Here is a 14,318-nt window from a genome sequence, read left to right on the forward strand (position 1 = left end):
AGCCCGTATCGCGGCGGCTCGGGATGCTCCGGAGCCGTGTCCATCCATCGGTCAACGCCGTCGATACCCGGCGGAAATGCTGACCGATCCGAGCATGATTGAGGAGCAGGATCATGGCACTTCATTGGCAAATCCTGATCGCCATCGGGGCGGCGTTCGTCTTTGGCAGCCTGTTCGGCGCCGGTGTTGCCGGTGTTCCGCTGCTGAGCATCTACGAGTTCGTGGGCGGGATGTTTCTCGATGCGTTGAAGATGCTCATCGTGCCGCTGATCGTTTCGTCGATCATCAGCGGTGCCGCCAACCTCGGTCAGGGCCGGGGCGTGGTCGCCATTGCCCGGCGTACGATCACCTATTTCCTCGCGTCGACCACGCTGGCCATCGTGACCGCCCTGGTGGTAATGAACGTGATCCACCCGGGCGTATCGGGCACGCAGCCGCTGGGCGAGGTCGTTCATCTGCCCAGTCTGGGCGGGGATGTCGCCGACAAGTTCTCCAGCCACCAGTTCAGCGATTTCGTGCAAGTGCTGCGCGACATGGTGCCGCCCAATATCGTCAATGCGGCGGCACACACCCAGATGCTCGGTCTGATCGTGTTCTCCCTGCTGTTCGGCTTCGCCCTGACCCGGGTGCCGGAGCCGAGTCGTCAGGTGGTTCACGATTTCTGGAACGGCGTGCAGGAAGTGATGATCCAGATCACCCACTGGCTCATGAAGCTCGCGCCCATCGGCGTGTTCGCCCTGGTGGCGGCCGTGGTCGCCAAGAGCGGCCTGGCGCTGCTGCTGCCGATGCTGGGGTTCTTCCTCACCGTGGTGCTGGGGCTCGCGATCCACGCCTTCGTGACACTACCGCTGATCCTCTGGCTGACCACGCGCCTGAACCCCGTCCGCTTCGTGCGCGCGGTGTGGCCGGCCATGCTGATGGCCTTTTCGACCAGCTCGTCCGCCGGGACCCTGCCGGTCACCATGGACGTGGTGGAAAACCGGGCGGGCGTCTCCAAGGAAATCGCCTCGTTCGTCCTGCCCCTCGGCGCGACCATCAACATGAACGGCACCGCCCTGTACGAGTGTGCGGCGGCGCTGTTCATCGCCCAGGCCTATGGCGTCGATCTGTCGATCTGGATGCAGCTGATGATCGTGGTGCTGGCTCTGATGACCTCCATCGGCGTGGCTGCCGTGCCGTCGGCGAGTCTGGTCGCGATCGCGTTGATCCTGGGTGTGCTCGGCCTGCCGCTGGAGGCGATGGGGCTCCTGCTCGTCGTGGATCGGGTGCTCGACATGCTGCGCACTTCGGTGAACGTGTACTCGGATTCCGTGGGGGCGGTGATCGTGGCGCATCGGCGCGGCGATCGGGGTCTGTTGACCTGATTCCGGTCTGCCCGGGCGGAGGTGGATCGGGTATGCTTCGATTCATCCTCCCCGCAGGTTGCCCTGATGAGTCGAGCCCGAATAACCGAAACGGATCGGGCCTGGATGATTGGGCCGCGAAAAATGGGGCTGATGTGAATTGATGCCGGATACGACAAGGCCCGGGACGGATATCGTCCCGGGCCTTGTCCTTTCTGAAGCGTCGTTGGCGGAGCCGGGCGTAACGATCCCGGTTCCGTCAGGCTGCGATCACTTCGGGCAGTCGCCCATGCCGGTGATGAAGTAGCCGGAATCGACGTAGATGTTCTCGCCGGTGATGCCGGAGGCGAGATCCGAGCACAGGAAGGCGGCGGTGTTGCCGACCTGCTCGATGGTCACGTTGCGCTTCAGCGGGGCGTTGGTGGCCACGTAGTCGAGGAAGCTCTTGAAGTCCGCGATGCCGGAGGCGGCCAGGGTCTTGATCGGGCCGGCGGAGATCGAGTTCACCCGGATGCCGCGGTCGCCGAGCGTCGATGCCGCGAGATAGCGCACGTTGGCTTCCAGTGCCGCCTTGGCGACGCCCATGACGTTGTAGTTCGGCATGGCGCGTTCGGCGCCGAGGTAGGACAGGGTGACGATGGCGCCGTTGTCGCGCATGGTGTCGCGGCCGGCCTTGGCCAGCGCGGCCAGGGAGTAGGCGGAAACGTCATGGGCGACGCGGAAGGCCTCGCGGGACATGCCGTCCAGGTAGTCGCCTTCCAGGGCTTCGCGCGGCGCGAAGGCCACGGCGTGCACGAGAATGTCGAAGCCTTCCGGCCAGTGTTCGGCCAGTGCCGGGAACAGGGCGTCGATCTGGGCGTCGTCGGTCACGTCCAGCGGCAGGTAGATGTTGGAACCCAGCTCCGCCGTGGCTTTCTCGACTTTCTCCTTGAACCGGTCGCTCAGGTAGGTGAAGGCCAGTTCGGCGCCTTCACGGTGCATCGCTTCGGCGATGCCCGAGGCAATGGATCGGTTGTTGGCGATGCCGATGATGAGGGCGCGTTTGCCGCTGAGAAATCCCATACTATGCTCCTGGTTCATGTTTGAATGCGCGCTGCGGGCACGGTCGTGTGCGCCGCCCGGGCACCGTGTCGCAGACGACGGCCCCGCTGATCCGCATATTGTAGGGATGAAATGCAAAACGAGCACCCCAGAAGACGATTTTTACGGCAAATACTGGCTTCCGGCGCGGGATTGGGGGCGGGCAGCGCACTGATCTCCCCCGGGGTGAAAGCGGCCGGTTTTGCCGAGGCGCTGGGGTATTCCCCCAAATATCCCGCCGACTTTCCCGCATTCCATTACGTGAACCCCGACGCACCCAAAGGCGGCCATCTGGCCCTTTCGGTGTTCGGCAGCTTCGATTCACTGAATCCCTTCGTCCTGAAGGGGCTGGCGGCCGATGGACTGAACCAGCTCTGTTTCGAGACGCTGACCGCCCGTGCCTGGGACGAGCCGTTTTCCGCCTACGGCCTGCTGGCGGACCGGGCGGATCTGGCCGAGGATGGCCGTTCGATCACCTTCCGGATCAACGACGCCGCCCGGTTTCACGACGGCAGCCCGGTGACGGCGCGGGACGTCGCGTTCAGCTTCGATCTGCTCGTCGGGCCCCAGGGCCACCCCCGTTACCGGGCCTACTGGGCGGACATCCTGAAGGCGGAGCTGCCCGACGAGCGGCATGTCCGGTTCGTGTTCCGCCGCGTGAACCCCGAACTACATCTCATCATCGGCGAGTTGCCGGTATTTTCCGAACGCTGGGTCGGCAATCGGGATTTCGCGACCCTGTCCCGCGAGCCGTTCCTGACCAGCGGACCCTACCGGGTCGACCAGATCGATTACGGCAACACGATCAGCTACCGGCGCAACCCGGACTACTGGGCGCGCGATCTGGACGTGCGGCGGGGGCAGTTCAATTTCGACCGGGTGGTGTTCAAGTACTACAAGGACGAAACCGTGTCGCTCGAAGCCTTCAAGGCCGGCGAGTTCGACGTGTTCTACGAGACCAATTCCAAGCGTTGGGCGCGCGACTACACCGGCGCGGCCTTCGACGACGGGCGCATCGTGCGCCGCGAGATTCCCCATCACAACAACGCGGGTATGCAGGGCTTCGGCATGAATACCCGGCGGCCGCTCTTCCAGGATCGGCGCGTGCGACGGGCACTGGATCTGGCACTGGATTTCGGCTGGTCCAACACCCACCTGTTCTACGGGCAATACACCCGCTGCGACAGCTATTTCAGCAACAGCGAACTGGCCTGCCGCGGTATTCCGACCGGGGCGGAACTGGCCCTGCTGGCGCCGTTCCGCGATCGCCTGCCGTCGGAACTGTTCACCCAACCCTATCAGGTGCCGGTCGCGAACAACCCCGCCGAGCAGCGGGCGAATCTGCTGGCGGCGCGCGATCTGTTGCATGCGGCGGGCTGGACGGTGCGCGACGGCCAGTTGCGCAATGAGCAGGGCGACGTGTTCCGCTTCGAGATCATGCTGGCCATGCGCGGTTTTGAACGGATCGTCGCGCCTTATGTCTATAACCTCAAGCGGCTCGGCATCCAGGTGAGCTACCGCACCATCGACGTCGCGCTGTACCAGCGGCGCCTCGATCATTTCGATTTCGACATGACGGTGGTGGCCTACGGCGAATCCATGTCGCCGGGCAACGAGCTGCGGGATCGATTCAGCAGTGCGGCGGCCCATACCGACGGATCGAGCAACTACATGGGCATCGACAGCCCCGTGGTGGATGCCCTGATCGATCGGGTGATCTATGCGCCGGACCGGGCGGGCCTGGTGACCGCCTGTCGCGCGCTGGATCGCGTGCTGCTCTGGGGGGAATATCTCGTGCCAAACTGGTACATTGGTGCCCATCGGATGGCGTGGTGGAATCGCTTCGGTTTCCACCAGCCGCTGCCCTTGTATTTCGATGCCTTGACCTGGGTGATTCAGACATGGTGGCAAACGCATGAACAACCGCAGAAACAGACTTGATCGCTGGCTTGCCGCCGGTGCCCTTATCGCGGCGCTCGTGACGCTGGGCGGGTGTGCCTCGGTCCCGCAGTACGCGACGCAAACCACCTATCGCCCGCCCGCGACGGCGGCCGGCCAGGCCTGCATCGCCACCTGCCACACCAAGCTGCAGCAGTGTCAGACGCAGTGTGCCGCCGAGCGCGAGGCCTGCATCAGCAACATCGAGCCGATCGCCAAGCAGGCCTTCGAGGACGATCTGAAACGCTACGAGGCCGCCCGCAAGCAGTACGAATCCGACCGCCAGATCTACGAACTGAATCAGGCGTTCCGTTCGGGGTGGAGTTACCCCGTGTTCGTGCCGCGCTACGGCTGGGTGATGGGCCCGGGTTGGTACGGACCCGGCTGGTTCGGCCCGAACGACGATCCGCCGACGCCGCCCCCCGCGCCGAGCCTCAAGGCCGAACGCGACCGCCTGATCAAGGAGCGTTGCGACAGCAAGCCCTGTCCCTGCCAGAACAACTTCGAGCAGTGCTACATCGGTTGTGGCGGTCAGGTGGAGAAATCCGTAGTGTGCATTGCGAACTGCGGCGACAAGGATCCGCGCCCCCAAATGTCGCCCATGTCGTCACCGGTTGGCAACGGCAATGCCAGCCAGACCCTGACGCCGCTGCCGGCCACCAAGCCCGCAGCGCCCTGATCCAGACCGTCGCGAGTCCGCCGATCCGATGTATCGCCCCGAATCGTTCAAGGAAACCGACCCGGATCGCATCGCCGATCTGATCGCCGACTATCCGTTCGGGGTATTGATCACCGCGCAGGACGGCCTGCCGATCGCCAGCCACCTGCCGTTCCTCTTCGAGCCCGTGCCCGGCAGCCCCGGTCGCCTGCGGGGCCACATGGCCCGGGCGAATCCCCAGTGGGCGCAACTGGCGGCGGGCGCACCGACGCTGGTGGTGTTCCAGGGGCCGCATGCCTACATCTCGCCGGCCTGGTACGAATCCCCCGGCGTGCCGACCTGGAACTATGCCGCCGTGCACGTGCGCGGCACCGCCCGGATCATCGAGGACGACCGCGAACTGGCCGGCCTTGTGGAGCGGCAGATCGTGGTACACGAGGCCGCCCGCACCGAACCCGGACAGGCGGGCTGGCAACTGGGTGGGCAACAGGACATGCCCGAAGAGCGGCTGGCCCAGCTGCGCGCGATGATCGTGGGCTTCGACATTCAGATCACCGAAATCGAGGCCACCTTCAAGTTCAACCAGAACCGCAGCGCAGCGGATCGTCGGGGCGTGATCGCCGAACTCGGCGCCTCGGCGGATTCGCAGGATCGGGCCGTGGCCCGGATCATGGCGGGCGAACTCGCCTCGGGCGAGGGCGAATGACGGGGTACATCCTCAAGCGCCTGCTGCTGATGATCCCGACCCTGTTCGGGATTCTGGCGATCTCCTTTGCGGTGATCCAGTTCGTGCCCGGCGGGCCGGTCGAGCAGCTTGTCGCCCAGCTCAAGGGCGGCGGCGCCGGCGGGGCAGGGGGCGAATCGGGCGGCGCCCTGAGCGGCGGTCTCTATCGCGGCGACCATGGCCTCGAAGGCGCGCAACTGGCCCAGATCAAGGCCTTCTATGGTTTCGACAAGCCGGCCTGGCAGCGTTTCGGCGAGATGGTCGGCAACTACCTCACGTTCAATCTGGGGCAGTCCTACTTCTATCAGCGTTCGGTCACCGATCTGATCCTGGAAAAGCTGCCCGTGTCGATCAGCATTGGCCTGTGGACGTTCTTCCTCACCTATCTCGTGTCGATCCCCCTGGGCATCGCCAAGGCGGTGCGCGACGGTAGCGTCTTCGATTCCGTGACCAGCACGATCATCCTGGTGGGCTATGCCATTCCGGGCTTCGTGTTGGGACTGGTGCTGATCGTGCTGTTCGGCGGCGGCAGCTTCCTGCAGTGGTTCCCCCTGCGCGGCCTCACCTCCGACAACTTCGCGCACCTCTCCTGGTTCGGCAAGATCACCGACTACCTCTGGCATCTGGTGTTGCCGGTCACGGCGATGGTGGTGGGCAACTTCGCCGTGATGACCATGCTCACCAAAAACAGCTTCCTCGAGGAAATCCGCAAGCAGTACGTGCTCACGGCGCGCGCGAAAGGACTCTCCGAACGGCATATCCTGTACCGGCACGTGTTCCGCAACGCGCTGATCCCGATCGTCACCGGCTTTCCCTCCGCGTTTCTCGGCGCGTTCTTCACCGGCAGCCTGTTGATCGAGACCATCTTCTCGCTCGACGGGCTGGGCCTGCTCTCCTACAACGCGGTGATCCAGCGCGACTACCCCGTGGTGCTGGGCACGCTCTACGTGTTCACCCTCATCGGCCTGATCGGCAAGCTGCTCTCCGATCTGGCCTATGTCTGGGTCGATCCGCGCATCAGCTTCCGGGCCGTGAATTCATGATCGTTGCCGAGCCCACGGAAGCGATCCTTGCCGACCCGATCCCGGCGCGCTCGGTGCAGACGCCCGGCCGCCGTGCCTGGGCGCGCTTCAAGGGGCATTGGCGCGGGTACGTCAGCCTGTGGATCTTCGCGGTGCTGTTCGTGCTCAGCCTCGGGGCGGAGCTGATCGCCAACAACCGTCCCCTGCTCATCGAGTATCAGGGGCAGTTCTACTTTCCGCTCTGGCGCGCCTATCCGGAAACCACCTTCGGCGGGGACTTCAAGACCAATGCCGACTACACCGACCCCTACGTGATCGGTAAGATCCGCGAACACGGCTGGCTGTGGCGCGCCCCCATCCCGTTCTCCTACGACACCATCGACTACTACAACCCCGCGCCGAACCCGGCCCCGCCCAACGCGCGGCACTGGCTCGGTACGGACGACCGGGGGCGTGATGTGGCCGCACGGCTGATCTACGGCTTCCGCATCTCCGTGCTGTTCGCCTTCGCGCTCACGGCCATCGGCATGGTCGTCGGCATGCTGGCGGGCGCCGTGCAGGGCTATCTGGGGGGCAAGGTCGATCTGGCCATGCAGCGCTTCATCGAGGTCTGGGGCTCCCTGCCGGAGCTGTACCTGCTGATCATCTTCTCGTCGATCTTCGCGCCATCCATCGGCCTGCTGCTGATCCTGCTGTCCCTGTTCGGCTGGATCGGCCTGTCGGACTACGTGCGAGCGGAATTCCTCAAGGGCCGCAACCTCGAATACGTGCGCGCCGCCCGGTCGCTCGGGGTTTCCGGCCCGCGCATCATGTTCCGCCACCTCATGCCCAATGCCCTGACCCCGGTCATCACCTTCCTGCCTTTCCGAGTCTCCGGCGCCATCCTCGCCCTCACGAGCCTGGACTTCCTCGGCCTCGGCGTACCCCCCAGCACCCCGTCGCTCGGCGAACTGCTCTCCCAGGGCAAGAACAATGTGGATGCCTGGTGGCTGTCCCTCACCACCTTCGGCGTACTGGTGGGGACATTGATGCTGCTGATCTTTATTGGAGAAGCGGTACGGGCGGCTTTTGATACACGGCAGAAGTAAGTAACAGGGAATCGGACGTTACAAATATTATTTTTCTTAGCTGTTCCGATGTCAGATTTGTTTGCCATATTCTTGGCTGTTTTTTTGGCAGTGTTTTTTTACTTCATTTAACCAGGACTCATACCAATACCATGTTTTTGCGATTTGAGTACCAAGTCCATGTGCAGGGTTTTTGGCATCCATGCTTTTCCAGAGGATCGTATGGCTGTGTTGGTTGAACTTTAAGAAACCATCGCTCTGCATTAATTCAACTATTTTGCTTGGTAGAAATTTTGGTTTTTCTTTTTCCTTGATTAGTACGTACTCTTTGTTAAGAAGCTCTGCTTCAGGGGAGTTGGCGGGAAGGAATTCGATAACCTTGTCGGCTTGGCCTTTATTGTTTGCTGATTTTGGAACATAAAGGACGCGATATGAGTATCGGAGGTCATTGTACTCATCTGTTGCTAAATTTGAGTCATAGGCGTTAATGTATGCTGAAATATTGTTAGGTAAGTCTGAAAACTCTTTTAGTTGGTGTGCGTGTTCCTCTTTAATTGAAGAAAACTGCAATGAAAAGGATAGGTGCTTGTCAATGCCGAAATCCTTTCCAAATAGTTTTTTATGCTGTCATTGTAGTTTAAGCAGCAGGCTTGGAATCGCGCACTTAGATGGTCGTCTATCTTTGTGGTCATCTGATGCTCTATTTCATGACGTAATCCAATTAAAAATTTTAAATTTATTTTGACTATGTCGTCGATAGGGCAAATGTCGTGAGTTAAACATTTTTCTAGCTCCCAGTATTTGAACGCGCCCATTTTTGTTTTGTGAAATTTTTTTCTTAATCGTTTTATTTCGTGGTATCGATAATCTATGTTCTTTGACCGATAATAGGCATGAAGCAGGTATGTCCAGGCAATATTTGACAATACGATAAAGCTTTCTGATTTAAATTGGACGTTTGGGTTGTTAAATATTTGAACTGCGGTAAGCATAGACTCTCTAGACTTGGTTAGAAGTTCTATTTTTACTGATCCTATTTTTCTAATTCTCTTTGGCATTAGTATAGCCCTCTGCATTTTCCTCTAGAATAAGAGAGGCTCTAAGGGTCGTATGAGCTTCACTTTGATATAAATCCGATCCTGCTTAGACTTTTTGTTTTTCTTGATCATTGCATCATTTTTTCGTTGAATCAATATGTTGAGATGTATATTTTTGGGGTTTGTGCTAAAGCAATCTGCGTCGCTATAAGCTTTGACACTCCCTGGTCTCCATTGTTTGTGTTAGCTTGCAAATACCGATAGACCCCTGCCTTTAAGTAGGGGCATAAATACAATCCCACAAGGAAGTCACCATGTCCTTATTTTTTGCACTGAGCGTTCGGTGGCGTTTTGCCCGTGGCGTGATACTTGCCGCGCTGGTTCTTGCCCTGCCCACCTTGCAGGGCTGTAACTCTGGCTCCGAGTCGGCGGTTTCCGATGCCTGTATGACCTACTGGGTCTCGCCGACGGGCAGTGACGACACGGGCGATGGCAGTGCGGCGCATCCGTTTGCCTCCATCCAGAAGGCGCAGGCGACCATCCGCGATGGTGGGTTGCGGGGGCAGTGCAAGATCGCGGTGAATATTGCGGGTGGGGTGTATCACCTCAAGGCGCCGCTGGTGTTTGGCCCGGGCGACTCCGGTGCCAAGGGCGCGGAGATCGTCTATCAGGCCGCGCCGAACAGTACCCAGCCGGTGGTGTTGTCGGGCGGGCTGGATATCCATGATTTCCAGTGCAGCGGCGGTCGCTGCGTGGCGCAGGTGCCGGATCTGCCGGCCGGGATTCTGCCGCGCCAGTTCTATGTGGACGACCATCGGGCCATTCGGGCTCGCTCGAACACGAGTTCGGCCATCAACCCGGACTATGGCTGGGTGGCGGCGGGGTACAAGCCGGTGCACAGCGTACCGACGCTCACCCATCCGGAACTGGTCGAGGCCGTGAGCACGACGCAGTGGAAGATGATGCGTTGCCCGGTCGCCCGCGACGACGGGGGCACGCTGGTGATGGCCCAGCCCTGTTGGGACAACGGCAAGACCTTTCCCGCACCCTGGAATTTCTACCAGCTCAGCTGGCTGGAGAACGCGCCGGAGTTCCTGACCGATCCGAATATGTGGTACCTGGACCCGTATACGAAGACGCTCACCTATCTGATGGCGTCCGGCACGCCACCGCAAACGGCCACGTTGCCGGTGCTGGAGTCACTGTTGCAGATCAAAGGGGCTTCGGCCGCGCCGGTCGCCTATCTGCAGTTCCGGAACCTCGAGTTTGCTTATGCGACCTGGTTGCAGCCGAATTCCGGCGATGGATACATGTCGGACCAGAGCGGCAACCGGCTGATCGGCAGCGGTTATCAGAAGAATCTGATTGGCCACCAGCCGGTGACCTATGCCACGCCGGGCAATGTTTCCTTGCGCTACGCGCAGCATATCGACTTTATCGGCAATACCTTCAAGCATCTGGGTGGCGTGGCGCTGTCGCTCGATACGGGCAGCCAGAACAATACGATCCGGGGCAACCGGTTCACCGATATTTCCTCGTCCGCCGTGCAGATCGGCGGGGTTTCCGCGCAGGATGCGCGCCCGGATGCGGCGGCGGCCAACAGCGGCAACGTGGTGGAGAACAATACGATCGCCTATACGGGTGTGGATTACTGGGATACGGCGGGCATCTATGTCGGGTTCGCCAAGGACACCGTGATCGCCCATAACGCGATCAGCCACGTCCCGTGGAGCGGGCTGGCCATCGGTTGGGGCTGGGGCTTGTTCGACCAGAGCGGCTACCCCGGTCTGCCCCATGCCACGCCGGGCATGTGGGGTGCCCACGCTACTCCGACGATCATGAGCAACAACCGGATCGTCGCCAATCGGTTTAGCCATTTTCTCGAAAAACTGTGGGACGGCGGGGCGATCTACACCAATGGTGCGCAGGGCACGAGCATGGGCAACGGGTTGCTGATCCAGGGCAACGTCGCCGAGTCCAAGCGCCCCGGCGCCGGCGGCAATATCTTCTATACCGACGGCGGTTCGCAGTTCATCACCCTGACGCAGAACGTGACGCTGAACGACCCGACGGGCACGGTGGATTTCGGGGCTTGCGGCTATCCCACCTCGTTCGAGGGGCCGCTGCTGACGGAGGATCTGTGCCTGCTGAACTGGGTGCCCTACGGCGCGGACATGGGCGGTTGCCTGCCCGTGGGCGACCTGAAGTTCAGCAACAACTACTTCAGCGACCCGACCACCTTCTACGCGATCTGCCATAACCGCTACGATCCGCCGAAGCCGGTCAACGTGTCGATCGCGAATATCGGGATCACCTCCGCCGCCGACGTGCCGAGCTACATTCTCGACAACGCGGGGCCGCAGTAGCCGCTCGGTTGGCTGCCTAGAACTGCATCATCCGATCGGCGAGATTGTTCATGATCCAGATGGTGCCGCCTGCCATGATCGCGAGCAGCAGGACGGAGAACAGGATCAGGTGCAGGTCTTCGCGCTTCTGGCTCGATAGATCGATGTGCAGGAAGAAGCGGAAGTGGACGACGACCTGGACGAGGCCGAGGAGACCGATGGTCCAGTACAGCACTGTCGGCGGGGCGCCATGGAAAGCCACCAGACCAAAGGGGATGGCGGTGAGCAGCAGGGCGAGGCCCAAGCCCCATTGATAGATCCGCAGATCGTAGCGATATTGAGCGACGTTTCGTTTCATGACAGCCCTGCCAGATAGACGATGGAGAAGATCCCGACCCAGACGATGTCGAGAAAGTGCCAGAACAGGCCGAGCCGGAGCAGGCGCGTTTTGACCCTTGGCGTCAGCCCGAAAACGCGCATCTGAACCAGCATCACGATCAGCCAGACCGAGGCGGTCGCGACGTGCAGCCCGTGCAGGGGCACGAGACCGAAAAAGGCGGAAAGAAAGCCGCTGCGCCAGGGGCCGGCGCCCTGGTCGAGCATGCTGGCGAAATCGTGCAGTTCCAGACCGAGAAAGACCAGACCGAGCAGCAGGGTCACGACCAACCACCGCACGACGGGCCGGCGCCGGTCGCCATGCTTGAGATTCAGCGAGGCCATGCCGAAGGTGAAGCTGCTGACCAGCAGCGCCAGGGTTTCGATCGAGATGCTCTTGAGATCGAACAGGTCCTTGGGCCCCGGCCCGCCCGCCGTATGGCCCACCATCGTGGCGTAGGTGGCGAACATCAGGCCGAACAGAATCAAGTCGCTCATCAGGAACACCCAGAAGCCGAATACGACGCCTTCCGCCTGGGTGTGCGCCTCGCCGTGCGCTTCGCCGAGGTTGATCCCCGGATGCTTCAGTGCCTCGGTATTGATGCTGCCTGCGCTCATGTGGATGCCTCCGCGATGGTGGTGTCCGCCAGTCCCCGGTTCTCCGGTGCGGTTTCGTGGCGACGGTCGATCGGCGTGGCTTCCCGAGCGCGCGCGAGCCAGGCTTCATGCTGCCGGCGTACCTCGTCGGCGGGGATGATCCGTTCGGTGCGCGTGTCGAAGCTCTTGACGATGACCGCGACGGGAATGGCGACGGCACTCAGCAGGGCCAGCCACCACATGTGCCACACCAAGCCGAATCCCAGGAAGCCGCCGGCCAGGCAGAGGACCATGCCCATGGCGCTGTTGGTCGGCATGGGGATGTCCTCGTAGCGCGGCGGGGCCTGATAGGCCGTGTGGTGCCCCTTGGCCACCATGAACGGATCGCGGTCCGTCACGGTGGGAATGGCCGAGAAGTTCCACTCGGGGCTGGGTGCGGCCACGGCCCATTCGAGGCTGCGCCCGTCCCAGGGGTCGCCCACCGGCACCGCATTGGCCTTGCGATCGCGGATGCTGACGACGAGCTGGATCACGAGGGCGGTCAGGGCGGCGGTGAGCACGAGGGCGCCCACTTCCGCGACCAGCATCCAGGGCGTGTAGGCTGGATCGAAATAGGACACGGTGCGCCGCGTCATGCCCAGCAGGCCGAGGACGTACAGTGGAAAGAAGGCCAGAACGAAGCCGCCGATCCAGAGGAAGGCCGCGATCCGGCCCCAGCGCTCGTCCAGTCGGAAGCCGATGGCCTTCGGAAACCAGAAGTGGTAGCCGGCCAGCATGCCGAACAGCAGGCCGGGGATCAGCATGTTGTGGAAATGGGCGACCAGAAACAGCGAGTTGTGTACCTGGAAGTCGATGGAGGGGTTGGCCAGCAGCACGCCGGACAGCCCGCCGACGACGAACAGGACCGAAAAACCCAGGGCATAGATCAGCGGGACGGTCAGACGGACGCGGCCCCGATACATGGTCAGGAGCCAGTCGTAGATCTTCACGCCGGTGGGGATGCCGATGACCATGGTCATCAACCCGAAGACGGCGTTGATGTTCGCGCTCTGGCCCATGGTGAAGAAATGGTGCAACCACACGGTGAAGGACAGGACGGCGATCGCCATGGTGGCGTACACGAGTGAGGTGTAGCCATAGAGCCGCTTGCCGGAGAAGGTGGCGAATACCTCGGAATATACCCCGAAGGCAGGCAGGATCAGGATGTATACCTCGGGGTGACCGAACAGCCAGAACAGGTTGGCGTAGTTCATCATGTTGCCGCCAAGGTCGTTGGTGAAGAAATGGAAATCCAGGTAGCGATCCAGGGCGAGCATCAGCGTTACCGCCGTGAGCGGCGGCATGGCGAAGATCATCAGGATTGCGGTACACAGGGCCGTCCAGGTGAACAGCGGCATGCGGAACAGGGTCATCCCCGGTGCCCGTTTCTTGTAGATGGTCACGGCGAAGTTGATGCCGGTCATCGTGGTGCCGATCGAGGACAGCGTGATGGCCCAGATCCAGTAGTCGACGCCCGGGCCCGGACTGAACGCGGCCTCGGTATAGGGCGGGTAGGCGGTCCAGCCGCCGGTTTCGAACTTGCCGAGCACGAGTGAGATCATCACCAGCCCGGCGCCGGCCGCCGTGAGGCCCAGGCTGATGGAGTTCATCATGGGGAACGAGACGTCGCGCGCGCCGATCTGCTGGGGCATGACGAAGTTGATCAGGCCGGTCAGGAACGGCATCGCCATGAAGAAGATCATGATCGTGCCGTGGGTGCTGAACAGCTGGGCGAAATGATCGGCGGAGAGAAACCCGCCGTTCAGTCCGTCGGCCTGCTGGGTGCGCATCAGCACCGCTTCGATGAGCGCCCGGGCCAGCATCACGAAGGCCAGCACGATGTACATGATGCCGATTTTCTTGTGGTCGACGCTGGTCAGCCAGTCGAACCAGAGCACCCCCCATTTTCGGTACTTCGTGATCAGGAACACCGTGACCAACGCCCCGATGACCACGACGGAGGCGGCGCCCGTGGCGATGATGCCGTTGATGATGTGGTTTTCGGTCGGGTGCTGGATCATGTCCCAGAAGGGCAGGGAGTGCAGGCCCAGTCGGCCGAAAACAAGGTGCCATAAATCGCTTGCCGTCATGCT

13 protein-coding genes are annotated in these 14,318 nt (G+C 61.6%); 7 read left to right on the plus strand and 6 right to left on the minus strand.

The window, feature by feature from the left end; all coding sequences use genetic code 11:
* The first annotated feature begins 113 nt into the window (after window positions 1–113).
* Window positions 114–1,364 (plus strand): dicarboxylate/amino acid:cation symporter, encoded by a 1,251-nt coding sequence (locus A9404_RS11735; RefSeq protein ID WP_066101861.1) that lies wholly within the window; start codon window positions 114–116, stop codon window positions 1,362–1,364.
* A 249-nt stretch (window positions 1,365–1,613) separates the two neighbouring features.
* On the opposite strand, the gene A9404_RS11740 is transcribed toward A9404_RS11735, so the two are convergent.
* Window positions 1,614–2,405 (minus strand): enoyl-ACP reductase FabI, encoded by a 792-nt coding sequence (locus tag A9404_RS11740; RefSeq protein WP_066101864.1) that lies wholly within the window; start codon window positions 2,403–2,405, stop codon window positions 1,614–1,616.
* Window positions 2,406–2,516: 111 nt separating this feature from the next.
* Between A9404_RS11740 and A9404_RS11745 the strand changes: the two genes are divergently transcribed.
* Genes A9404_RS11745 through A9404_RS11765 form a run of 5 tightly spaced genes read left to right on the plus strand, consistent with a single transcriptional unit; the run spans window position 2,517 to window position 7,853 of the window.
* Complete coding sequence (locus tag A9404_RS11745; protein ID WP_066101868.1) at window positions 2,517–4,364, plus strand: extracellular solute-binding protein; 1,848 nt, start codon at window positions 2,517–2,519, stop codon at window positions 4,362–4,364.
* Window positions 4,339–5,040, plus strand: coding sequence for a hypothetical protein (locus A9404_RS11750; protein WP_066101871.1), 702 nt, complete (start codon window positions 4,339–4,341; stop codon window positions 5,038–5,040). Before A9404_RS11745 ends, A9404_RS11750 begins: the two co-directional genes overlap by 26 nt.
* Window positions 5,041–5,068: 28 nt before the next feature.
* Complete coding sequence (locus A9404_RS11755) at window positions 5,069–5,725, plus strand: FMN-binding negative transcriptional regulator (RefSeq protein ID WP_066101874.1); 657 nt, start codon at window positions 5,069–5,071, stop codon at window positions 5,723–5,725.
* The gene (locus A9404_RS11760) at window positions 5,722–6,786 is read left to right on the plus strand and encodes a microcin C ABC transporter permease YejB (RefSeq protein WP_066101877.1); all 1,065 of its coding nucleotides are present in this window, start codon (window positions 5,722–5,724) and stop codon (window positions 6,784–6,786) included. The genes A9404_RS11755 and A9404_RS11760 overlap by 4 nt, the downstream gene beginning before the upstream one ends.
* Window positions 6,783–7,853 (plus strand): ABC transporter permease, encoded by a 1,071-nt coding sequence (locus A9404_RS11765; protein WP_082922945.1) that lies wholly within the window; start codon window positions 6,783–6,785, stop codon window positions 7,851–7,853. The genes A9404_RS11760 and A9404_RS11765 overlap by 4 nt, the downstream gene beginning before the upstream one ends.
* A gap of 51 nt (window positions 7,854–7,904) precedes the next feature.
* On the opposite strand, the gene A9404_RS13555 is transcribed toward A9404_RS11765, so the two are convergent.
* Both A9404_RS13555 and A9404_RS13725 read right to left on the minus strand, forming a co-directional pair.
* Window positions 7,905–8,402 carry a hypothetical protein gene (locus A9404_RS13555; protein ID WP_197490345.1) on the minus strand — a complete coding sequence of 166 codons (498 nt, stop codon included), beginning with the start codon at window positions 8,400–8,402 and terminating at the stop codon, window positions 7,905–7,907.
* Complete coding sequence (locus A9404_RS13725) at window positions 8,360–8,908, minus strand: DUF3644 domain-containing protein (RefSeq protein ID WP_407645307.1); 549 nt, start codon at window positions 8,906–8,908, stop codon at window positions 8,360–8,362. Before A9404_RS13725 ends, A9404_RS13555 begins: the two co-directional genes overlap by 43 nt.
* 275 nt (window positions 8,909–9,183) lie before the next feature.
* On the opposite strand from A9404_RS13725, the gene A9404_RS11770 reads away from it, so the two are divergent.
* Window positions 9,184–11,235, plus strand: coding sequence for a right-handed parallel beta-helix repeat-containing protein (locus tag A9404_RS11770; RefSeq protein ID WP_066101880.1), 2,052 nt, complete (start codon window positions 9,184–9,186; stop codon window positions 11,233–11,235).
* 16 nt (window positions 11,236–11,251) lie between these two features.
* Here A9404_RS11770 and A9404_RS11775 read toward each other — a convergent pair whose 3' ends face one another.
* From A9404_RS11775 to A9404_RS11785, 3 genes are read right to left on the minus strand one after another with little or no spacing between them, the layout of a single operon-like run.
* Entirely contained in the window at window positions 11,252–11,572 is a 321-nt protein-coding gene (locus tag A9404_RS11775) for a cytochrome o ubiquinol oxidase subunit IV (protein ID WP_066101883.1), read from the minus strand.
* A complete protein-coding gene (locus A9404_RS11780) occupies window positions 11,569–12,207 on the minus strand; it encodes a cytochrome c oxidase subunit 3 (protein WP_066101886.1) in 639 nt (212 codons plus the stop codon). Before A9404_RS11780 ends, A9404_RS11775 begins: the two co-directional genes overlap by 4 nt.
* The gene (locus A9404_RS11785; RefSeq protein ID WP_066101889.1) at window positions 12,204–14,315 is read right to left on the minus strand and encodes a cbb3-type cytochrome c oxidase subunit I; all 2,112 of its coding nucleotides are present in this window, start codon (window positions 14,313–14,315) and stop codon (window positions 12,204–12,206) included. The genes A9404_RS11780 and A9404_RS11785 overlap by 4 nt, the downstream gene beginning before the upstream one ends.
* Window positions 14,316–14,318 lie beyond the last annotated feature (3 nt).

This window comes from Halothiobacillus diazotrophicus (assembly GCF_001663815.1).
In the GTDB taxonomy this organism is placed as follows: Bacteria; Pseudomonadota; Gammaproteobacteria; order Halothiobacillales; family Halothiobacillaceae; genus Halothiobacillus; species Halothiobacillus diazotrophicus.

Excerpts from the sequence above, each read along its gene's own strand:
- A9404_RS11770 (WP_066101880.1), top strand. The coding sequence starts at position 9,184 with ATGTCCTTATTTTTTGCACTGAGCGTTCGGTGGCGTTTTGCCCGTGGC.
- A9404_RS13725 (WP_407645307.1), bottom strand. The coding sequence starts at position 8,908 with ATGCAGAGGGCTATACTAATGCCAAAGAGAATTAGAAAAATAGGATCA.
- A9404_RS11760 (WP_066101877.1), top strand. The coding sequence starts at position 5,722 with ATGACGGGGTACATCCTCAAGCGCCTGCTGCTGATGATCCCGACCCTG.
- A9404_RS11785 (WP_066101889.1), bottom strand. The coding sequence starts at position 14,315 with ATGACGGCAAGCGATTTATGGCACCTTGTTTTCGGCCGACTGGGCCTG.
- A9404_RS11745 (WP_066101868.1), top strand. The coding sequence starts at position 2,517 with ATGCAAAACGAGCACCCCAGAAGACGATTTTTACGGCAAATACTGGCT.
- A9404_RS11775 (WP_066101883.1), bottom strand. The coding sequence starts at position 11,572 with ATGAAACGAAACGTCGCTCAATATCGCTACGATCTGCGGATCTATCAA.
- A9404_RS11765 (WP_082922945.1), top strand. The coding sequence starts at position 6,783 with ATGATCGTTGCCGAGCCCACGGAAGCGATCCTTGCCGACCCGATCCCG.
- A9404_RS11740 (WP_066101864.1), bottom strand. The coding sequence starts at position 2,405 with ATGGGATTTCTCAGCGGCAAACGCGCCCTCATCATCGGCATCGCCAAC.
- A9404_RS11735 (WP_066101861.1), top strand. The coding sequence starts at position 114 with ATGGCACTTCATTGGCAAATCCTGATCGCCATCGGGGCGGCGTTCGTC.
- A9404_RS11780 (WP_066101886.1), bottom strand. The coding sequence starts at position 12,207 with ATGAGCGCAGGCAGCATCAATACCGAGGCACTGAAGCATCCGGGGATC.
- A9404_RS11755 (WP_066101874.1), top strand. The coding sequence starts at position 5,069 with ATGTATCGCCCCGAATCGTTCAAGGAAACCGACCCGGATCGCATCGCC.
- A9404_RS11750 (WP_066101871.1), top strand. The coding sequence starts at position 4,339 with ATGAACAACCGCAGAAACAGACTTGATCGCTGGCTTGCCGCCGGTGCC.